The organism is Mesorhizobium sp. M4B.F.Ca.ET.203.01.1.1 (genome assembly GCF_004791025.1).
Lineage (GTDB): Bacteria > Pseudomonadota > Alphaproteobacteria > Rhizobiales > Rhizobiaceae > Mesorhizobium > Mesorhizobium abyssinicae.
The window spans coordinates 179599-198485 of record NZ_SRUO01000004.1 but is presented as its reverse complement, the minus strand read 5'-3'; the positions used below and the strand labels follow the sequence as shown (position 1 = coordinate 198485).

Below are 18887 nucleotides of genomic sequence, written 5' to 3'. Positions count from 1 at the left end.
GCCCAGGGAGGCAGAAACGTGTCCGCCAACGCCTATATCAACCGGATCGCGACGGCGGTGCCGCAGCACGACGTCCACCAGTTCTACCTGCGCTACGCAGCCTCGATGCTGGCCTCCGATCGCAGGAGAATATTCGAACGCATGGCCGGCCTCGCCGGCATCGAGCACCGCTTTTCATGCTTTGCGCCCGCCCTCGAACCCGAAGGGCCGTCGGCCGATTTCGCCGGGACCTTCAGGCGCGGCGCGTTTCCCGGAACGGCCGTGAGAATGGCGATGTTCAGCGAAGCCGCCCCCGTCCTGGCGCAAAGCGGCGTCGACGGGCTGCATCTTGGCGATGAGGCGTCGCGCATCACCCACCTCATCGTCACTACCTGCACCGGTTTCTCCGCGCCCGGCATCGACCTCGACCTGGTTCAGCGCTGCGGCCTGCCGGATGGCATCGAGCGCACGATAGTCGGGTTCATGGGCTGCTATGCGGCGGTCAGCGGCCTCAAGCTTGCCCGCCACATCGTCCGCTCCAACCCGCAAGCCAGGATCCTGCTGGTCAATATCGAAATATGCACCTTGCACATCAGGGAGACCGACGAGTTGGAAAAGCTGCTCTCTTTCTGCCTTTGGGGCGATGGCTGCGCGGCGACGCTCGTGACCGCCGAGCCGCCCGGCATCGCGCTCGACTCCTTCTGTTGCGCCGTCGCCGACGAGCAGCGGGACCTGATGACCTGGGATATCCGCGACCACGGCTTCGACATGTTTCTTTCCGGCAAGGTCCCGGGGGCGGTCCAGGAAGTGTTGCGAAGCAGCCAGGACGCCATCCTTGGTGGCCGGCCGCCGGAGGCGATCGACCTCTGGGCCGTGCATCCCGGCGGGCGCAGCATTCTCGACGCCGTCGAAAGGGCGCTCGATCTCGAACCGGCCGCGCTCGAGCCGTCGCGCGAGGTGCTGCGCGGCTACGGCAACATGTCGTCTGCGACGGTCATGTTCGTGATGGAGAAGATGCTGAAGAAGCCCGGCGGACTGCTGGGCTGCGGCATGTCTTTCGGACCCGGCCTAACGGCCGAGACCATGCTGTTCAGGACCGTCTCATGACCGCGCTCGCGCAGCGCAGCCTTATCCCGGAAATCCTGGATGGGCTCGCCGCCGACGATCCACGGGCGCGCGCTTCACGCCGTGACCTACGCCGCATCAACGCACTGATGCTGCAGGCGCGGATCATGGCGTCATTGCTGAGGAAATTCGTGCCGAAGCCGCCGGGCCGCATCCTGGAGATCGGCGCCGGCGACGGCACCTTCATGCTGGCCGTGGCCCGGCGCATGGTCAAGCAGTGGCCGCGGGTAGAACTGACGCTGCTCGACCGTGTCGACGTTCTCACCGCCGAACTCTCGGTGGATTTCGACCGTCTGGGGTGGACAGTTGCAGGCATCACCGCCGACGTCTTCGACTGGGCGGAACGGGCCGGCGGCAGCCGCTACGACGCGATCACCGTCAACCTCTTCCTGCATCATTTCGATGACGCCGGGCTGCTGCGTCTGTTCTCACTGCTGGCGCCCAAAGCGCCTTTGCTCCTGGCAACCGAACCGCTGAGATCGATGCCGGCGCTCGTCGCTGCCGGCCTTCTGCCGGCGATCGGCGTCAACGACGTCACCCGGCACGATGCGGCCCAGAGCGTACGCGCCGGCTTTCGCGGCAACGAGCTCTCCGCTCTCTGGCTTAAGGTCAACGGCATGCCGCTCGAGGAACGGCGTGCCGGTCCGTTTTCCCACGTCTTCGTCGGCGCCGGTAGCGTTTCCGATCCGGACCGATGACACGTCTGTCGACACATGATGCGATCATCATCGGCGCCGGGCCGGCGGGTACATCCGTTGCGCTGACGCTTGCCCGGCGCGGATGGGCGGTAGCGATCGTGGAAAAGCGGCTGTTCCCGCGCCGCAAGGTCTGCGGCGAATACATCTCGGCAAGCAATCTCGCGCTTCTCGACCGGCTGGAGATCGGCGACGCCTGGCGCGCCAGTGCAGGGCCGCAAATCCGCCGCGTCGGCTTCTTCTCAGGCAATACCCGCGTCGAGGCGGCAATGCCTCGGGCAAGAGCAGGGCGCTGTGCAGATGACGGCTTCGGCCGGGCACTGGGCCGGGACGTGCTCGACACTCTGCTCTTGCAGGCGGCGTGCTCGGCGGGCGCCGAAATCTTCCAGCCCTTTTGGCCCGCCGCCATCGACCGGGATGGCGACATGCAGACGGTGCGTATTCAGGCCAGTAATGTCAGCGACGAACACACGATGTTGCGGGCGCCGGTGATCGTCGCGGCGCACGGTTCCTGGGAACCGGGCCCCCTGCCAAGCCAACTTGCAAAGTCCAGCCGCCCGTCGGACCTGCTCGGCTTCAAAGCGCATTTTATCGGATCGTCGCTCGCAACTGATCTGATGCCGCTGTTGGTATTTCCCGGCGGCTATGGCGGCATGGTCTTCGCCGACCATGGCCGGCTGTCGATCTCCTGCTGCATCAGGCGCGACGTGCTCGCGCGGCTGCGCGGCAACCATCCCCCCGAACAGGATGGTCCCAAGGAGAATGGCCACCTACCTGCGGCCGATGCGGTCTGCCGCCACCTTATGTCATCCTGCCGGGGCGTGAGCGATGTCCTGGAGGGAGCCCGCCTCGACGGTCCATGGCTTGCGGCCGGACCGATCCGGCCCGGCATCCGCGCCTGCTACGAGCACGATATCTTCCGGGTCGGCAATGCGGCCGGGGAATCGCATCCCATCATCGCCGAAGGCATCTCTATGGCGCTTCAGTCCGGCTGGCTGCTGGCTTCGGAGCTCGGCGGGGCGCCAACGGGCCAGGCGGGCCGCGAAGCGGCCGGCAGACGCTACGAGGCCGCCTGGAGAGGATTGTTCTCGACCCGGGTCTACGCAGCCGCGGGCATCGCCCGACTTGCATTTTGCCCCGGCGGTCCAGCCTTGATGAGGGTGGCTGTCCGGAATCTTCCGCAAGCGCTGACATTGGGCGCGCATCTGAGCGGCAAGACAAGGCGAGTTCCCGGATTTGGCTGACTGGCCAGTTTTTCGGACGGCCGGAGCTTCCTGTCGCCACGCCGCATTTTCACCCTAATCCGCCTCTAGCCGGCTGAAGACGTTGCGGTTCCGGTCTTCACGTTTTCTTGACACAGGCCGGAAAAACGGGCAGCAAGGCAAGTGAGGGAGAGCATTTTTACCATAGCGGAGACTGTGGAGGGCTCTTTTTTCGTGTCGACCGCAGTGCAATCGGCGGTCGCTGGAGGGATTGGTTAACCATCTTTGTCCATCTTTTGAATCAATCGGCAACAGACGCGTGAAGGTGCAGGGGGCACCAGGCGAACTGTGATCGTGACGGGTGCCAGGTCCGCGAACCGGCATGCCGATTGAGAGTGGTTGTATGGCGTCTTTGCGTTTGAAAAGCCGGGGTAATGCTCCTGAAGAGGGAGTAACTTCGAAGAAATCTGGTGGCCTTTGGGTTGCGGTGCCTGCTGTCGGCGCCGCGCTCGCTCTATGGTCGGTGGCGACCATGGCTGGCCTCTATTCGGTGGGCACCTCGCTCACCGCCGCCTCCAACCGATTGCCGCCGAGCCTGCTTGCGCCGGGCAGCATCGCGCTCGCCGATCCGCGCCGCGCGACTGCCAGTTCCTGGATGCTGCAGCTTCCGGTTGGCACCCCGCATCGGCAGGCGCTGCTCGGGCGCTGCGATGCGGGCTGCGTGCGCCAGGCCTCGAGCTTCGCCGCTGCCGGCAATGCCGGCAAGATGGCCCGCCTCGCATCCGCCCACCCCGACAGCATCACGCCGAAGATGGCCGCGCCGGAAACCGTGGCGCGCACAGCCTCGACCGACCGCTTCGACAGCGTCGTCGCCAGGGCAAAGCTGTCGCCGCAGAAGCTGGCGGAGGCCTTCGCCCGCGCGCAGGACAAGCCGGCCCTGCTGGCCAGCCTGCCGGCCGATGCCCGCTTCGCCGAATCGGTTCGCCTGCCCGACCAGCAGGGCCCGGCATCGGTGCGCTTCGGGCCGCAGGTGGCGGAAATCGAACGCTCGTCGCGACTGGCCCTGGCGCTCGCCAATGCAATGCCGGAGGTCGACATGCTGGCGCCGCCGCCATCGGTGGCTATGGCCGGGCCTGACGCTGGGCAGGAGCCGGCCGAAGTTCAGCTCGCCTCGCTGCCGCCGCAAGACGAGATGCCGGACGCAGTTCCGCTGCCAACCGGCCGGCCGCAGGCCGAGATCGATCAGCCGGCCCCCAAGGCCTTGGCTCCCAAGGGCCAGGCCAGCAGGACTGATGCGCCTGGGACCGAGACGCCACAGGCGGCAAGGACCGGCAAGGCCCAGTCGGCCAAGGCCGCCGATGTGCCGCCGTCCGGGAAGGCGCCGATCCTGTCGCCGCGCAGCTCGGAGCAGGCGGCCGTGCCGACCCTGCCGGGCGTGCAGGCCAGCCAGGGCAAGCCGGCCAAGCCGGGCAAGCGGTCGAAGGCCCAGGACGCGGAGATGCTCGCCTACGCCAAGCCCGACATGCCGGAGCGCGGCGCGGGCGGCGTGTTCGGCAACCTGTTCAGCAACAGGCCAAGCGTGGGCAACGGCGTCGCCGTCTATGACATCTCGACAGCGACGGTCTACATGCCCGATGGTTCCAAGCTGGAGGCGCATTCGGGGAAGGGCGCCATGGCCGACCAGCCGCGCTTCGCCAACCGCAAGAATTCCGGCCCGACGCCGCCCGACACCTACAATCTGTCGATGCGTGAATCGCGCTTCCACGGCGTCGAGGCGATCCGGCTGACGCCGACCAGCGGCAGGAACAAATATAACCGCAACGGTCTGCTCGCCCATACCTATCTGCTGCGCGGCTCCCCAGCCCAATCCAGCGGCTGCGTGGCCTTCAAGGATTATGGCCGCTTCCTCTCTGCCTTCAAGAAGGGGAAGATCAAGCGCCTGGTCGTTGTGCCGCGCCTGAACGGGTCGCCCACCCAGGTCGCCCAGGAAGGCCGCCAGGGCTGACCCGCCCGCCACTATGCCGGCAGCAGCTAGTTGCCGGTAGGCTGCCTTTGATCTCTTAACGGTTTGCGGTCTTCACCGCCGTTGACGCGCGGCGCGGTCGACGCACGCGCTTGATGTCTTCGCCACGTCTCTTGCAACAGCGGCAGTGACGGTTCCATCGAATTGCGGATGAGGAAAGGGAGAACTCCCTCTCCCAGAAAGCATATATGGCGCAGCCCGGGCTTGCGGCAAGCCCCCGGCAATGCCGTATTTACGCTGCCCTTGACCTCAGTTTAGGAAAGGGAGTTTGCATGCGGATTTTACTGTCGACTTACGGTTCGCGTGGCGATGTCGAACCGGTGGTGGCGCTCGGCGCGCGGCTGCAGGAGCTCGGCGCCGGGGTGCGGGTAAGTGCCCCCGGCGATGAGGAGTTCGCCGCTCTGTGTGCCCGCGCCGGCGTCCCACTGGCGCCGGCCTTTTCGCCGGTGCGCGAATGGGCCAAGGAGATGATCCGGCGCAGGAGATCGGCATCGCCCGAGGGCGTGGCAGCGCTCGTCTCCGGCCAGGCGGCCGAGATCGTCGCCAGGCAGTATGATGCGCTGGCGGCAGCCGCAGAAGGCTGCGACGCGGTGGTGGCTTTCGGCCTGTTTCCGTCCTGCGCCGCCGCGCGGTTGGTCGCGGAGCAGCGGGGCATGCGCTACATGCTTGGCACGTTCTGCCCCATCTGGCTGCCTTCGGCGCACAACCGGCCGCATGAATATCCGGGCCATCCTCTTCCAGCCGGGGTAACCGACAACCGGCTGCTGTGGCAGACGGACATCCTGACCAAGAACGCACTGTTCGGCGGTGCGATCAACAGCCACCGCGCCTCGCTCGGATTGCCGCCGGTGGCGAATGTCCGCGACTATGTCTACGGCGATCCCGTCCTGCTCGCCTGCGACGCGACGTTGGGGCCGTGGCAGCCGTCGGACCTGATCGACGCCGTGCAGACCGGCGCCTTGATTCTGCCGGACGAACGGCCGCTGCCCGACGGGCTGGAGGCGTTCCTCGAAGCCGGCTCTCCGCCGGTCTATGTCGGCTTTGGCTCCATAGCGGTCGCCAGCGAATCTGCCCGCGCGGCCATCGAGGCGGTCCGGGCTCACGGTCGCCGTACTGTGCTCGCGCAAGGCTGGGCCGAGCTCGGCCTGATCGACGATCGCGACGACTGCTTCGCCGTTGGCGACGTCAACCAGCAGGCACTGTTTGGCCGGATGGCCGCCGTCATCCATCACGGCGGCGCCGGCACGACCGTCGCCGCTGCCCGGGCAGGGGCGCCTCAGCTCGTGGTGCCGCAGATCGGCGACCAGCCCTATTGGGCTCGGCGGGTGGCCGAACTTGGCATAGGGGCGGCGCATGACGGCCCTATACCGACCACGGCGACATTGTCGGCAGCCCTCGCGACGGCGCTCGCGCCGGAAACCCGCGCCCGGGCGGTCGCGCTCGCCGGCTCGATCCGCGGCGACGGAGCGGCGGTGACCGCCAGGCTGCTGCTCGCTGACCTAGGCCGGGGCGGGAGCTGACCTCATTGCTTCAGCTCCGCCAGCGCCCTTTCGAGCGGCGCTGGCGAGATCTGGATCGGGCCGGAGAAGGGTATGTCCATGTCCATGATCAGATAGAGCGCGGCGGCGACCAGGGCCGCCGACACGACGAAGGTGGCGACGACCGTTGCGTTGCATGGCGCCCTGAAGCCGAAGCTGGCGAAGATCAGCGTCAGCCAGGCGACAAGAAGCGCGATCAGCGCTCCAGGGATCGCGCCTTCCGACTGTTCGGCCAGCACCCAGCGCAATTCGATCACCTTTTGCAGCTGCTGGCGGGCATCCCGCAGCATGTCTGCATGCCTGTCGTCGGGCGGCGTCAGCACGCTCAGCTGGTCGCCCACATTGTTGAGCAGCAGCTCAGACAGCCGGTTGGCGACGATCGGCGATTGCTGGCTTGGCGAGGTGGCGTCGACGACGCGCTGCACATAGGCGATCAGCGGCTGGCGCGCGGCTTGCGTCTCGGGGCCGTATTGCCGCAGCGACCGGTCGAGCAGGATCAGCTCGGTCGCATAGGCGTGCAGATTGTGGTCGATGGCTTCGAATGTGTTCTTGGCCGAGTTGATCATCAGGCCGAGCACCAGCGAGGTCATCACCACGAATAGGTTGGCGGCGAGCCGCACGATCGCGCTGGTATCGTCCTGGCGGTGATGCGGCGGAAAGCGACCATGGATCAGCAGGCTGGTGAGCGACGCTCCGGCCAGGCAGACAAAAATCGCGACCCCAAGCAACGCTTCGCGCATGGCCGATATTGTAACCGAGACGCGGCGTTTGCCAAAGGGTTGCCGGGTCGGGTTGATTCAGAGTCGGAGGAGGGGCGCCTATTGTGCTGGTTTGGAAGGGTTTTCGAGGCCGGAACTTTACGCTGGAGGGGCGGCAAGGTTCGCCTCGGTTCTCGTTCCGCGCAGCGCCTCCTCGCGCCCTTGGGACAGAACATCACCATCGAAACGTTTCCATTCGCGCCTGGGCGGACTATGTATGACCGGGGCGGGTCGGTTCCGATTTCACCACGAGGATGTCATGACAATACGCGCTGTCGTCTGGGGCGAGAATATCCATGAGCGCACCAATGAGGTGGTCGCGTCGATCTATCCCGAGGGGATGCACACCACCATCGCCAACGCGCTGAAGGCCGACCCCGGCATACAGGCTTCGACCGCGACGCTGGAGCAGCCCGAGCACGGTTTGCCCGAAACGCGGCTGGCCGAGACCGACGTACTGGTCTGGTGGGGCCACAAGGACCATGGCGCCGTCGCCGACGAAGTGGTCGAGCGCGTCGCGCGCCGCGTCTTCGAGGGCATGGGGCTCATCGTCCTCCACTCCGGCCATTTCTCGAAGATCTTCAAGCGGCTGATGGGCACGCCCTGCACGCTGAAATGGCGTGAGGCCGGCGAGCGCGAGCGGCTCTGGGTGACGAGTCCCAGCCACCCGATCGCCGAAGGCGTCGGCGAATTCTTCGAACTGGAGAACGAGGAGATGTATGGCGAGCAGTTCGCCGTGCCGGAGCCGCTGGAGACGGTGTTCATCTCCTGGTTCCAGGGCGGCGAGGTGTTCCGTTCCGGGCTCACCTACCGGCGCGGCGCCGGCAGCATCTTCTACTTCAGGCCGGGCCACGAGACCTATCCGACCTATCACGACGCCACCGTTCACAAGGTGCTGCGCAATGCGGTGAAGTGGGCGCATAACCCGCAAGGGGCAAAGCCCGCCATACTCGACGCGCCGAATGTGCCGGTCGACAAGGCGCTTGAGCCGATCGTCGAGCGCGGCGGCAAGTTGCACGCGGCGGGCGAAGCCGGCTTCCGCTAAGCAATTCCAGGAAAAGTGCGCAGCGGGTTTCCGTCCGGAATTGCGCGCGCAACAGAAAGCGTTCCGGAAAAGGCGGCGTTTTTTCCTTCTGGGATTGCGTAAGAATCGCGCTTAGACCACAGTCGCCCATATCATTGAATCGAACCAATTCGCTCGGAGGAGCAAAAAATGCGGCTTTTGATACTCGGTACCGGCTGGATGGCGCAGGAACATGCCCGCCGTTTCAGCGCCATCGATGGCGTCGACATCGTCGGCGCCGTCGATGTCGATCCGGCCCGCGTCGGCGAATTCGCCGACAGCTTCAAGATCCCCACCCGCTTCACTTCGCTGGAGGAGGCGCTGAAATGGGGCGAATTCGATGCCGTCGCCAATGTCACGCCGGACCGCATCCACCACCCGACCACCATGGCGCTGATCGCCGCCGGCAAGCCGGTGCTGTGCGAGAAGCCGCTGGCCGAGAACTTCGGCAAGGCAAGCGAGATGGCGGATGCGGCTGAAGCCGCCGGCATCGTCAACATGGTGAACCTCACCTACCGCAATGTCGCCCCCTTGCAGAAGGCGCGCGCCATGGTGCAGGCCGGCGAGATCGGCACGGTGCGCCATGTCGAGGCGTCCTACCTGCAGAGCTGGCTGGTGTCGAAATTCTGGGGCGACTGGCGCACCGATCCGAAATGGCTGTGGCGCCTGTCGCGCGGCCACGGCTCGAACGGCGTGCTGGGCGATGTCGGCATCCACATCCTCGATTTCGCCAGCTATGGCGCGGCGCTCGACATCGACCATGTCTTCTGCCGCCTGCGCGCCTTCGACAAGGCGCCGGGCAATCGCATCGGCGAATACGGGCTCGACGCCAATGACAGCTTCGCCATGACGCTGGATTTCTCCAACGGCGCCTTCGGCGTGGTGCACGCCAGCCGCTGGGCGAGCGGGCATCTGAACGAGTTGAGGCTGCGCATCTACGGCGACAAGGGCGGCATCGAGGTGGTGCACAATCTCGACGGCTCGCTGCTCAAGGCCTGCGTTGGCGACAATGTCGAGAACGCCAGATGGGAGGCGCTCGACGCCGGCACGGTGCCGACCAATTACCAGCGCTTCGTCGATGCGGTGAAGAGCGGCGTCCAGCCCGAGCCGTCCTTCCGCCACGCCGCCGAATTGCAGAAGGTGCTGGATCTCTCGGTGGTATCCGACGAGAAGCGCGCCGAACTGAGAGCGCACGCGGACACGCAGTGAGGGTCGAACAGCCGGTCACCGCCGGCAGGAAAGTCGAAACATTCGTGCCTGGGATCGCTAGGACGTCGTCCCTTGTCGCAAGGACCGGTCAGCGTTTCCAGAAATCGCGGTGCGGCGCGATCAATTCGTCGGCGATTTCGGGGAAGGGGCCAAAGACCTCGATCTTCTTCTGGCCGGAATCGAGCACGGTGCGCGAAGAAAGGCTCATCGTCGGGTTCTCCGCGTGATCCCCGGTGAGCGCCAGGAGTTCGGCCTCCTCGAAGCCGTAGACCAGCCGGCCGATGTTCGCCCAATAGAGCGTGCCCGTGCACATCGCGCAGGGCTCGCCGGTTGAGACCAGCGTGCATTGCCAGAGGAACTCCGGCTCGTAGGCCTCGGCAGCGCGGCGCGCGAGCTCGGTCTCGGCATGGCGCACCGTGTTGAGATTGCCCTGCCGCATCAGCACGCGATCATCGGGCCCCACGAGCACGCAGCCGAACGGATGATGCCCATGCGCCGCCGCCTCGCGCGCGACGGCGTCGGCGGATCGCAGATGGGCAAACATTTGATCGCGGGTCATGGCAATACCCCATCATGCCGACATCCAGCCGATGAGCGGCTGTTGGGTCGAGATTGCTGCTAAGGGTCACGATTGGCAAGAGCTAACCGCGGCCCGACAGGCCTCACAAGGGCCGCCGCGCTCCGTGGCAGGTGAGGCGCAAGCGTCCTTCCGCCGCGCCGCCGAACTCAATAAGGTGCCGATCTGTGCTGTCCCGGACAAGGCAGGGGCGGAGCTGAAAGGAGCGGTCATGATCACTCGTCGCGCGGAATGCTCCTGCGGCCAGCTTTCAGCCGTCTGCTCGGGCGAGATCGTTCGCATTTCCGTTTGCCACTGCCTGGACTGCAAACGGCGCACCGGCAGCGCCTTCAGCTGCAATGTCCGCTTCAAGGAAGGTGACGTATCGATCCAAGGACGGGCGGCGGACTTTACCCGCATCGGCGAGCAGGGCGGCCGCGTCAGCTACAGCTTTTGCCCTGATTGCGGCACCACCGTCCACTACCGGATCGACACCCAGCCCGGCGTGATCGCGATTCCGGTGGGCGCCTTCGCCGACCCGTCCTTCCCGCCGCCGTTCCAGTCCTTCTATCACGACAGCCGGCGCTGTGAGTGGGTGGAGATTAGCGCCGAGCCTCTGGCGAAAATCGGCTGACTTCTGGCGAGCGTTCTTCGCGCCGCTATTGCCCTGCCCGATAAATTGTCACCGCGGCCGCCACCAGGGCCGCATTGCCGGCCGCGATGCCGCCGTCCGGCAATTCCTTCCCGTCCTCCAGCCCGACGCGGGTCGAAAGCTTCCGCGCTGCCGCCCGCTCGACGAACGGCCACACCGTCGCATTCTCGCCATGCAGCAGGATCGAGCGTCGGATGCCGGCGCGCTCCAGCACCTTCTCGATGCCGTCGGCGACGGCGAAAGCCTCGTCCAGTGCCTGCTCGGAAATCTCGATCAACACGCGCAGCACGCGTCCGCCATGGTCGAGACTGATCAGCCGCTCGGCGTCGGCGATAGAGGCCAGGCCCGCCTCGATGCCGATGCCGCGCTGGCGCAGGCTTTCCATCACGACAGGCGCCGCCGTCTCGCTGAGATTGACCGAGGCATAGTCCGGCAGCTCATGCCAGCCGGCGATGGCGACCAGCGTGCGCAGGTCGCCCTTCTCGATCCAGGCGCCGGTGGAAACGCCGATCAGCGTGCCCGGACAGGCGCGGCGCAGCGCCAGCACGGTGCGGTCCATTGCTGCCGGCGCGAGGCTCTCCAGTCGGTCGGCGCCGCGCGCGTGGACATGCAGGTCGGCAGCACCCGCCGCAACCGAAGCCGCGCCGTCGCGCGCCATGGCGTCGGCGTCGAGCGGCAGTGCGGGATGGAAATCGGCGGAACGGGCGCCATTGATGCAGGCCTGGACGATCATGGCTGGCAATCCGGTTGCAATGCCAGTCTAGCGCAGGGCGGGGTCAGCGGGAACGGCAGTAATGAAAGCGCTACAGGGTGATCCCGGCGGCGCCGCGACTTTTCGCGCCCCCAGCCCCGCCGAGCCTTACCTGCTCCTTCCGTAACCTCTCCTTCATCCGCGCCAACGCCGGCGCGCCATCCGCCGCGAATTCCCTGGCAATTCGAGCCAGGCTCTCGTCCGCCTTGCGATATTTGCTGCCCCAGGCGCCGAGCGTCGCCAGCACCGGCAGCAGGTCGATGCCGGCCTCCGTCAGCCGGTAGATCGCCTTCAGCCCGTGCGTCGGGTCTTCGCTGCGGGTGAGGATGCCTTCGTCCTGCAACGTCTGCAGCCGCTCGGCGAGCGTGCGCGACGAGATGCCCTCGTCAGATTGCAGGAACTCGCGAAAATGCTTTTTCCCGGCGAAGACCAGGTCGCGGATGATGAGCAGCGTCCAGCGGTCGCCTAGCAGTTCGAGCGAGAGGCTGATCGGACAGCCGGACCTTTCCCTGGTCGACATTGATTTGCTTCCATTTGTAAATCACTTTACAATTGACATCATTCGTTCCTTCGCGTCAACTGGTTCCAAAAGTAAACCGTATGTGAGCAACGCGAAGAGGACCGCGCAATGAAAAAGCTGATCCTGCAAATGCAGATGTCGGTCGACGGCTTCGTCGGCGCCGATGAGGACCATCGCTGGCAGCTTTGGGAATGGGGCGACGACAGCGACTGGGACGATGCGCTGAAGCAGGACTTCAACGCTGTGTTCGAAACCGTCGACACCATCCTGCTCAGCCGCAAGATGGCCGAGGAGGGCTATCTCACCCACTGGGGCAATGCGGCGAGGAAATTCCCGAAGGACCGTTTCTACGCCTTCGCCCAGCGCATCGTCGAAGCGCAGAAAGTGGTGTTGAGCGACAGGCTGAGGACTTCGCGATGGGAGCGCACGCGGGTCGCCAGCGGCGACCTGCCGCGCGAGGTCAATGCGTTGAAGGTGGGCGAGGGTGGCAACATCGCCGTCTTCGGCGGCGCCGGCTTCGCCTCGGCGCTGATCGCCGCCAGGCTGGTCGACGAGTTCCAGTTCTTCATCAACCCGGCGGTGCTGGGCAGCGGCCGCCGCATATTCGATCAGGGCGGCTTCGCCAGGCTGAAGCTCATAGGCTCGAAGGCCTATGCCTGCGGCATGGTGGTGAACCGCTACGCGCCGACCGGGCGCGCGACCTGAATCAGGCCGGCAGCACGCCGTCGCAACGGCTTGTTCGCCCGCCACTTTCCCGCATCGTCGTTGGCCGCGGCGGTGAAGCACCGGGCCTCGTGCGACGTCAGGCCGATGAGCACGCGCCCGGCATAGGCGGCGGGCTCGTCCCTGACTGTATCAAACACCGCCCAGCTATGATGGGGCGGCTCCTGCACCGCTACAAACCTCATTCGAGCCCCCGCTCTCAGAAGAAGATGCTAATATAGCAGGAACTTTCCGGCGACCCTGTGACGGAGGCCACACAGGCAAGACTGTTCACCGATATTTTTCTGACCGGAGGAAAATCCGCCGGTCCGCGGCATGCACTGTGCCCGCCTTCAATGCCCGGCTTGATCGGCATCCGTCAGCGTGCCGAGGAAGGCGACGATGTCGTCGATCTCGGCGTCGGTTAGCGCCGGCCTGTCGCCTGGTTTCCTGCCGTTGAAAGGCGGATCCGTGTTGAGGTTTCCCCGGTAAGCCCTTGGCAGATCGTCATATTGGTTGATCGTGCCGTCGGCGCTCTTTGGATACCAGCGGCCCGGATCCGTGTCGCGGCTGGCGTAGAAGGCGACGGCATCGCGCAACGTGTGGAAACAGCCGTTGTGGAAGAAGCTCTTTCGCAACGCCACGTTGCGCAGGGTCGGCGTCTTGAACAGGCCGCAATATTCAGCGTGTCCCTTGAGGTCGGTGCGCAGCGGGCCGCACAGGCCGAGATCGACATAGGCCGGATCGGCATTGGCCGGGATCGCTGCGTTGCGCGGCACGCCGATGGCGATCAGCCCGTAATCGGTGAACTGCGGCGGCTCGCCTTTGTTGCTGGGCCGGCTCAGATGACAGCTGGCGCAATTGCCCTTGGCTTCGTCCTCGAACACGGCACGGCCGCGCAGTTCCTGCGCCGAGAGTGTCGCCTTGCCGGCGAGGAAAGCGTCGTAGCGGCTGGAATAGGGGTAGAAATCGGCGCTGCTCTGCTCGAACGTGCCGAGCGCTTCGGCGGCGGCATCGAAGGCGTCGCCCGGCCGCTCGAACACGCCGTCGCCGAACGCCGCCTGGAACTCCTGCGCATAGGCCGCCTTGCGCAACGCCGCCACAACCGCGCCCTCATCCTTGTTGGCCATCTCGAAGGGCGAGAGCAGGGGGATCTTCGCCTGCTCCTGGCCGCGATCGGCGCGGCCGTCCCAGGTCAGTCCGCCGGTCGGACCGTTGTCGACGCTCTCGTCGCCCTCATCCTCGGAATCGTAAAAGTGCTCGGTGAAGGCGGGCGCCGCCTGCAGGTAGCGCAGCGATGGCACCGCGCGCAGGCCCGGCCGGTCGAGATTGGGCCCGCCCATCTCGACCGGTGCCGCCGAGGCCGGCCCGAAGGCGTGGTTGGGATCATGGCAGGAGGAGCAGGCCTGCTTGCCCGAGGCCGACAGCGACGGATCGAAGAACATTTTCCGGCCGAGCGCCGTCAGCGCCTGCGCTCGCGCGAAAGCCTCCGCGCGCGACAGCGGGCCGGGATGGGTGCTGCCCGCGGTGGTCGCCGGTAAGGCGAAGCCGAACATCGCCGCCGTGGCGATCGCGATTGTCAGGCCTTTCCATCGTCTTGTCGGCATAGGCATGGTCCGGTTTGCGCCGGGGCTAGGTGCCCAGTGCAACGGATTGATGACCGGTCGCGAAGCTCAGCAACCGTGTTCGCGGGGAGAATGTCACAAAAGTGACAGTGGCGCTCGATCTGACGCGCTGAGGGCGTGAAGGAAGGAAGCCCGTTACGCCGCTTCCCCTGCAGAACAGATGAATCAATCCGGCAGGATGCGCAGCTATCGGATTGTTTTGCCTAGAGTTGGGAGCGCGCCGGCGCTCACTCCGCCTCATCCACCCAGATCAGCCGCAGCAGCCGCAGCAGCGTTGCGCGCTCCTTGCTGGTCAGCCGATGCAGGAAGCGGTCCTCGTGCAGGCGCACCTGACGCCGCCAGGCCGGCATCGCGGCCTTGGCCGCCTCGGTCAGCCGAAGCTCCTGCACGCGCCGATCCTTGGCATGGTCGTCGCGCTCGATCAGGCCGCGCTCCTCGAGCTCGGCCAGCAGCGGCGCCATGTTGGCGCTCTTCATGGCGAGCAGCCGGCAAAGCCCGGCGGCGCGGATGCCCGGCCGTTCGTCGATCAGCGCCAGCATGGCGTAGGTGACGGGGCGCAATTCCGCTTCCGCCATCTCGATGGCGAAATCGTTGAGCGCCAGCGCCGAGGCGCGCCGCAGATTGTAGCCGATCTGCGCGTCGAGCGCGTCCTCGGCGAGGTCGTTGCCGGTTTCGTCCATGTCCGATCGATTGCCGCGATCCGGCCCCTTGTCAAGACAAAAATACTATGCGACATAGCGAAGATAAAAGCTATGTAGCATAGCGATATCGGAGGAGTTGACCATGGCAGAGGAAATCGAAGATACCGTCGCTTTCGATGTCGAGGGCGGCATCGCCTGGGTCCGCTTCAACCGGCCGGCCAAGCGCAATTCGATGAGCCCGGCGCTCAACCGGCGCATGATGCAGGTGCTCGACGAACTTGAATTCCGCGACGATGTCGGCGTTCTCGTGCTCTCCGGCGAAGGCGCCGCCTGGTCGGCCGGCATGGACCTCAAGGAATATTTCCGTGAGACCGAGGCGAAGGGCCAGGGCGCCGTGCGTAAGGCTCAAGCCGAGGCCTATGGCTGGTGGCGGCGGCTGCGCTGGTATCGCGTGCCGACCATCGCCATGGTCAATGGCTGGTGCTTCGGCGGCGGCTATGGCCCGCTGTTTGCCTGCGATCTCGCCTTCGCCGCCGACGAGGCGCAGTTTGCGCTCTCCGAGATCAACTGGGGCATCCTGCCCGGCGGCGGCGCCACCAAGGTGGTGGTCGATCTCTTGTCTATGCGCGACGCTATGTATCATGCACTGACCGGCGAACTGATCGACGGCAGGAAGGCGGCGGCCTGGAAGCTGGTCAATGAAAGCCACCCGCTGGAAGGTCTCAAGGCGCGTGTCGCCGAGGTGGCCGGGATCCTGTTGAAGAAGAACCCGGTCGCGCTCAAGGCCACCAAGGACGCCATCCGCCGCGTCGCCGAGATGACCTACGACAATGCCGAGGACTATCTGGTGCGGGCGCAGGAGGCGGCGAATTCCTTCGACAATGAAGGCCGCAAGGAAGGCATCCGCCAGTTCATCGACGAAAAGAGTTACAAGCCCGGCCTCGGCGCCTACGACAAGGCGAGATGATCCGGTCGATGTGACCTGACACCGGCCGGCGATCGCTGCCGGCCGGCAACCGATACGGCGCGTGACACGGGAGGAGATCGCAATGCCGGCATGGACGACACCGGACCCCATTGCCCTGCATGCCCGCGCGCAGCCGGACCGCCTTGCTTGCGTCGACCTGGCGTCCGGACGCCGCTGGACCTACGCCGCGCTCGACGACGCTATCCAGCGCGCGGTCGCGGTGCTCGAAAACCATGGCGTAGGGCAGGGGCAGCGGGTCGCCGCGCTGGCCCGCAACAGCGCCGACCTCGTCATCCTGCAGCAGGCTTCGATGCGCCTCGGCGCCGTCTTCGTGCCGGTCAACTGGCGGCTTGCCGCACCCGAGCGGCAGGCGATCCTGGCCGATTGCGATCCCGCGCTTCTGGTCCACGACACCGGGCTCGATGTGGCGCCGCCGACCGGCTGCGCGCCGCTCGACGTCGCGCGCTTCCAGGCGGCCGTGGATGAGGCCGAGCCAGCGCCGCGTCGCCCTTTGCCGGAAGCAGACCGGCCGTCGATCATCCTCTACACGTCAGGCACGTCGGGCCAACCGAAGGGCGTCATCGTCACCGAGGCCAATGCCTTCGCCACCGCGGTCAATTTCGGCGTCATCGGCCGCGTCGGCCATGACAGCGTCGTGCTCTGCGACGCGCCGATGTTCCATGTCATCGGCCTGATCACCAATCTGCGCCCGGTGCTGCTCAAGGGGGGCACCGTGCTGGTCTCCTCCGGCTTCGAGCCCGGCGTCACCAACGGCCGGCTCGCCGACCCGGCGCTCGGCGTCACCCATTATTTCTGCGTGCCGCAAATGGCGAGGATGCTGCGCGAACATGCCGGCTTTGAGCCTGCGCGCTGGACATCGCTTGTGGCGCTCTTCACCGGCGGTGCGCCGAACCCTGCCGCCGACATAGCGTGGTGGCTCAAGCAGGGCGTGCCGATGGTCGACGGTTTTGGCATGACCGAGGCCGGCACCGTGCTCGGCATGCCGCTGGAGGCCGAGCGTATCGCCGCCAAGGCGGGCTCGGCCGGCCTGCCGGCGCCAATGGTCTCGCTGCGCATCGTCGATGATGCCGGCAACGAAGTCGCGCCGGGGGAGGCAGGCGAGATCTGGCTCGCCGGCCCCAACATCACGCCGGGCTACTGGAACCGACCGGAGGAGACGGCGCGCGCCTTCAGCGCGGACGGCTGGTTCCGCACCGGCGACATGGCGAAGCGCGACGAAGACGGCTTCGTCACTTTGGTCGACCGCCGCAAGGACATGTTCATCTCCGGCGGCGAGAACGTCTTCCCGGCCGAGGTCGAGATGGCGCTGCTTGCCCATACCGATGTCGCCGAGGTGGCGGTGATCGGTGTCGCCGACGAGCGCTGGGGCGAGGTCGGCCGCGCCTTTGTGGTGCTGAAACCCGGCCGCATGCTCGACCCGGCGGCCCTCGCCAGGCACTGCGTCGCACGCATCGCCCGCTACAAGGTGCCCAAGGAATTTTTCTCCGTGGAAGTCCTGCCGCGCACGGGATCGGGCAAGATCCAGAAGCATCTGTTGCGGGCGCTGAAATAGATAGGCCGGATTCCGGTCCCGTAACATCTTGCTTTGAACACCCCTCCTGCTCCAGGAAGAGGGATGTCCGACAATTACCTGCGATTGGTTTCGTACGATCCGCGCTGGCGCCCCGGCGAGGCGGCAGCCAGGGAGGCGGTGACGATCTTGCGAGATTTGTTTCCGCGGGCCGAACATATCGGGGTCGAATTTGAAAAAGGGGTGACATTCTTCGACGCCGGCGCGAACACGGAAAGCATCAACTGCCCCCTGTGTGGCAGCGATCTCGAGGACTGGTGGGGCGAGGCGATGGACCGGGCGGCGTCATCGGGCTTTGAAGACCTTGCGGCCGTAACGCCTTGCTGCCACGGGCCCACATCGCTCAACGATCTGCGCTATGTATGGCCAGCCGCATTCGGCAGTTGTGCGCTTACGGTCGTCAATCCCGACGAGACCTCGTTGGAAACCAACCAATTGCGGAGGATCGAGCAGGCAATCGGCTCGCAGCTGAAGGCTATTTGGCAGCATCTTTGAGGCCATCGTTCGTCGATCGACCTCGGTTGGATGTAGCGCGAGCCGGCAAAAGCTCCTCGACTTCCGGGCGGAGCAGCGCGCGACCCGATCTACTCGATCAGTAGCAAGCCCCGCTTTTTGTCGCCATCGCTGTCGACGGTGTCCATGGCCGAGAACAGGCGTTCACGCTCGACCAGCCAGGGCTTGTAGCGCTCGTTGACATCGAGCACGAAAACCATGTCCTCGGCTTCCAGATACCCTCCGATCGGAGAAAAATGGCCGCTGCCGGCGCCGAAAATCTTCTCGCGTGTGAAGTTAATGATGTAGCGGCGGTTCGGATCGTTGGCGCGCTTCAAGTGCTCGCGGAACTCTTCGGCGCTCAGGTTGCGCAGCACCGAGACTTTCCGGCTGGTTTTCGTTCGAGCGACCTCGGCAACCTCGTCCAACGTGAGCCCGATGATGCAAAAACCTGTCCAGCATTTGCCGGTGCCCTCAAGCACTTCGGCCTCGGTCGTCTCTTCTTCGCCGATCGAGCGGAATGTGTTGGCGACGCTTGCAGGCCCGCATCGCGAGCTGTTCGATTGCCAGTCGAGGTCGGCCTTGAACGAGGCGGCCACCGGCAGCTTCCAGGCGCTGTCGATCAATGCCGGGGTGCGGATAACCGACGACTGGATAGCGTCCTGCGAGACGGCGGATTGACCGACAGTCAAAAGCGCGCCGCCGCCGAGCAGGCCAACGCCGGCAATGCCTGCAATCAGAGCGAAAGCGAGACCGCGCTTCATTGCCGAACCTCGAGACAGTGCAGCATCAGGACAA

The 18887-nt window shown here is 65.8% G+C and carries 20 protein-coding genes; 12 read left to right on the top strand and 8 right to left on the bottom strand.

The genetic code is table 11. From position 1 onward, the window contains the following. Positions 1-18: 18 nt before the first annotated feature. The 5 genes from EN846_RS10795 to EN846_RS10775 all read left to right on the top strand — a co-directional run bounded on the left by EN846_RS10795 (position 19) and on the right by EN846_RS10775 (position 6544). Positions 19-1086: a type III polyketide synthase gene (locus tag EN846_RS10795; protein WP_127393796.1), complete on the top strand. Its 1068-nt coding sequence runs from the start codon at positions 19-21 to the stop codon at positions 1084-1086. Beyond that, positions 1083-1802, top strand: a complete 720-nt coding sequence (locus EN846_RS10790; RefSeq protein ID WP_127393795.1) for a methyltransferase domain-containing protein — start codon at positions 1083-1085, stop codon at positions 1800-1802. The genes EN846_RS10795 and EN846_RS10790 overlap by 4 nt, the downstream gene beginning before the upstream one ends. Next, entirely contained in the window at positions 1799-3043 is a 1245-nt protein-coding gene (locus EN846_RS10785) for an NAD(P)/FAD-dependent oxidoreductase (protein ID WP_127393794.1), read from the top strand. The genes EN846_RS10790 and EN846_RS10785 overlap by 4 nt, the downstream gene beginning before the upstream one ends. A 490-nt stretch (positions 3044-3533) precedes the next feature. Continuing rightward, complete coding sequence (locus EN846_RS10780; RefSeq protein WP_245493526.1) at positions 3534-5006, top strand: tlde1 domain-containing protein; 1473 nt, start codon at positions 3534-3536, stop codon at positions 5004-5006. A 290-nt stretch (positions 5007-5296) separates the two neighbouring features. Then, positions 5297-6544, top strand: a complete 1248-nt coding sequence (locus EN846_RS10775; RefSeq protein WP_127391956.1) for a glycosyltransferase — start codon at positions 5297-5299, stop codon at positions 6542-6544. Positions 6545-6546: 2 nt separating this feature from the next. Here EN846_RS10775 and EN846_RS10770 read toward each other — a convergent pair whose 3' ends face one another. Continuing rightward, entirely contained in the window at positions 6547-7302 is a 756-nt protein-coding gene (locus EN846_RS10770) for a DUF4239 domain-containing protein (protein ID WP_127391955.1), read from the bottom strand. A 277-nt stretch (positions 7303-7579) separates the two neighbouring features. On the opposite strand from EN846_RS10770, the gene EN846_RS10765 reads away from it, so the two are divergent. Both EN846_RS10765 and EN846_RS10760 read left to right on the top strand, forming a co-directional pair. Beyond that, the gene (locus tag EN846_RS10765) at positions 7580-8365 is read left to right on the top strand and encodes a ThuA domain-containing protein (protein ID WP_127286677.1); all 786 of its coding nucleotides are present in this window, start codon (positions 7580-7582) and stop codon (positions 8363-8365) included. A 168-nt stretch (positions 8366-8533) separates the two neighbouring features. Next, a complete protein-coding gene (locus EN846_RS10760) occupies positions 8534-9592 on the top strand; it encodes a Gfo/Idh/MocA family oxidoreductase (RefSeq protein ID WP_127391954.1) in 1059 nt (352 codons plus the stop codon). A gap of 88 nt (positions 9593-9680) precedes the next feature. On the opposite strand, the gene EN846_RS10755 is transcribed toward EN846_RS10760, so the two are convergent. Continuing rightward, a complete protein-coding gene (locus EN846_RS10755) occupies positions 9681-10151 on the bottom strand; it encodes a nucleoside deaminase (RefSeq protein ID WP_127391953.1) in 471 nt (156 codons plus the stop codon). Here EN846_RS10755 and EN846_RS35830 point away from each other — a divergent pair. Beyond that, entirely contained in the window at positions 10150-10782 is a 633-nt protein-coding gene (locus EN846_RS35830) for a GFA family protein (protein WP_245493443.1), read from the top strand. The two genes, EN846_RS10755 and EN846_RS35830, sit on opposite strands and share 2 nt — an antisense overlap. A 25-nt stretch (positions 10783-10807) precedes the next feature. Here EN846_RS35830 and EN846_RS10745 read toward each other — a convergent pair whose 3' ends face one another. Together EN846_RS10745 and EN846_RS10740 are read right to left on the bottom strand one after the other, a co-directional pair. Next, positions 10808-11533, bottom strand: a complete 726-nt coding sequence (locus EN846_RS10745) for a 3-keto-5-aminohexanoate cleavage protein (protein WP_127391952.1) — start codon at positions 11531-11533, stop codon at positions 10808-10810. Between the two features lie 70 nt (positions 11534-11603). Next, a complete protein-coding gene (locus EN846_RS10740) occupies positions 11604-12071 on the bottom strand; it encodes a helix-turn-helix domain-containing protein (protein ID WP_127391951.1) in 468 nt (155 codons plus the stop codon). 108 nt (positions 12072-12179) lie between these two features. Between EN846_RS10740 and EN846_RS10735 the strand changes: the two genes are divergently transcribed. Next, a complete protein-coding gene (locus EN846_RS10735) occupies positions 12180-12776 on the top strand; it encodes a dihydrofolate reductase family protein (protein ID WP_127391950.1) in 597 nt (198 codons plus the stop codon). Here the strand turns inward: EN846_RS10735 and EN846_RS10730 are convergent. The 3 genes from EN846_RS10730 to EN846_RS10720 all read right to left on the bottom strand — a co-directional run bounded on the left by EN846_RS10730 (position 12749) and on the right by EN846_RS10720 (position 15078). Next, positions 12749-12979 (bottom strand): hypothetical protein, encoded by a 231-nt coding sequence (locus EN846_RS10730; protein ID WP_127391949.1) that lies wholly within the window; start codon positions 12977-12979, stop codon positions 12749-12751. The two genes, EN846_RS10735 and EN846_RS10730, sit on opposite strands and share 28 nt — an antisense overlap. 147 nt (positions 12980-13126) lie before the next feature. After that, entirely contained in the window at positions 13127-14329 is a 1203-nt protein-coding gene (locus EN846_RS10725) for a cytochrome-c peroxidase (protein WP_245478320.1), read from the bottom strand. Positions 14330-14625: 296 nt separating this feature from the next. Beyond that, positions 14626-15078, bottom strand: coding sequence for a MarR family transcriptional regulator (locus tag EN846_RS10720; RefSeq protein WP_127284962.1), 453 nt, complete (start codon positions 15076-15078; stop codon positions 14626-14628). Between the two features lie 103 nt (positions 15079-15181). On the opposite strand from EN846_RS10720, the gene EN846_RS10715 reads away from it, so the two are divergent. The 3 genes from EN846_RS10715 to EN846_RS10705 all read left to right on the top strand — a co-directional run bounded on the left by EN846_RS10715 (position 15182) and on the right by EN846_RS10705 (position 18092). Further along, positions 15182-16006, top strand: a complete 825-nt coding sequence (locus EN846_RS10715; protein ID WP_127284963.1) for a p-hydroxycinnamoyl CoA hydratase/lyase — start codon at positions 15182-15184, stop codon at positions 16004-16006. Between the two features lie 82 nt (positions 16007-16088). Next, complete coding sequence (locus EN846_RS10710) at positions 16089-17579, top strand: AMP-binding protein (RefSeq protein WP_127391948.1); 1491 nt, start codon at positions 16089-16091, stop codon at positions 17577-17579. Between the two features lie 63 nt (positions 17580-17642). Continuing rightward, positions 17643-18092 (top strand): hypothetical protein, encoded by a 450-nt coding sequence (locus EN846_RS10705; protein WP_127391947.1) that lies wholly within the window; start codon positions 17643-17645, stop codon positions 18090-18092. Between the two features lie 89 nt (positions 18093-18181). Here EN846_RS10705 and EN846_RS10700 read toward each other — a convergent pair whose 3' ends face one another. Continuing rightward, the gene (locus tag EN846_RS10700; protein ID WP_127391958.1) at positions 18182-18853 is read right to left on the bottom strand and encodes a phytochelatin synthase family protein; all 672 of its coding nucleotides are present in this window, start codon (positions 18851-18853) and stop codon (positions 18182-18184) included. Positions 18854-18887 lie beyond the last annotated feature (34 nt).

Bases quoted from the DNA above. Each gene is read 5' to 3' on its own strand.
- EN846_RS10790 (WP_127393795.1), top strand. From the start codon at position 1,083: ATGACCGCGCTCGCGCAGCGCAGCCTTATCCCGGAAATCCTGGATGGG.
- EN846_RS10785 (WP_127393794.1), top strand. From the start codon at position 1,799: ATGACACGTCTGTCGACACATGATGCGATCATCATCGGCGCCGGGCCG.
- EN846_RS10780 (WP_245493526.1), top strand. From the start codon at position 3,534: ATGGCTGGCCTCTATTCGGTGGGCACCTCGCTCACCGCCGCCTCCAAC.
- EN846_RS10775 (WP_127391956.1), top strand. From the start codon at position 5,297: ATGCGGATTTTACTGTCGACTTACGGTTCGCGTGGCGATGTCGAACCG.
- EN846_RS10770 (WP_127391955.1), bottom strand. From the start codon at position 7,302: ATGCGCGAAGCGTTGCTTGGGGTCGCGATTTTTGTCTGCCTGGCCGGA.
- EN846_RS10765 (WP_127286677.1), top strand. From the start codon at position 7,580: ATGACAATACGCGCTGTCGTCTGGGGCGAGAATATCCATGAGCGCACC.
- EN846_RS10760 (WP_127391954.1), top strand. From the start codon at position 8,534: ATGCGGCTTTTGATACTCGGTACCGGCTGGATGGCGCAGGAACATGCC.
- EN846_RS35830 (WP_245493443.1), top strand. From the start codon at position 10,150: ATGGCAATACCCCATCATGCCGACATCCAGCCGATGAGCGGCTGTTGG.
- EN846_RS10755 (WP_127391953.1), bottom strand. From the start codon at position 10,151: ATGACCCGCGATCAAATGTTTGCCCATCTGCGATCCGCCGACGCCGTC.
- EN846_RS10745 (WP_127391952.1), bottom strand. From the start codon at position 11,533: ATGATCGTCCAGGCCTGCATCAATGGCGCCCGTTCCGCCGATTTCCAT.
- EN846_RS10740 (WP_127391951.1), bottom strand. From the start codon at position 12,071: ATGTCGACCAGGGAAAGGTCCGGCTGTCCGATCAGCCTCTCGCTCGAA.
- EN846_RS10735 (WP_127391950.1), top strand. From the start codon at position 12,180: ATGAAAAAGCTGATCCTGCAAATGCAGATGTCGGTCGACGGCTTCGTC.
- EN846_RS10730 (WP_127391949.1), bottom strand. From the start codon at position 12,979: ATGAGGTTTGTAGCGGTGCAGGAGCCGCCCCATCATAGCTGGGCGGTG.
- EN846_RS10725 (WP_245478320.1), bottom strand. From the start codon at position 14,329: ATGTTCGGCTTCGCCTTACCGGCGACCACCGCGGGCAGCACCCATCCC.
- EN846_RS10720 (WP_127284962.1), bottom strand. From the start codon at position 15,078: ATGGACGAAACCGGCAACGACCTCGCCGAGGACGCGCTCGACGCGCAG.
- EN846_RS10715 (WP_127284963.1), top strand. From the start codon at position 15,182: ATGGCAGAGGAAATCGAAGATACCGTCGCTTTCGATGTCGAGGGCGGC.
- EN846_RS10710 (WP_127391948.1), top strand. From the start codon at position 16,089: ATGCCGGCATGGACGACACCGGACCCCATTGCCCTGCATGCCCGCGCG.
- EN846_RS10705 (WP_127391947.1), top strand. From the start codon at position 17,643: ATGTCCGACAATTACCTGCGATTGGTTTCGTACGATCCGCGCTGGCGC.
- EN846_RS10700 (WP_127391958.1), bottom strand. From the start codon at position 18,853: ATGAAGCGCGGTCTCGCTTTCGCTCTGATTGCAGGCATTGCCGGCGTT.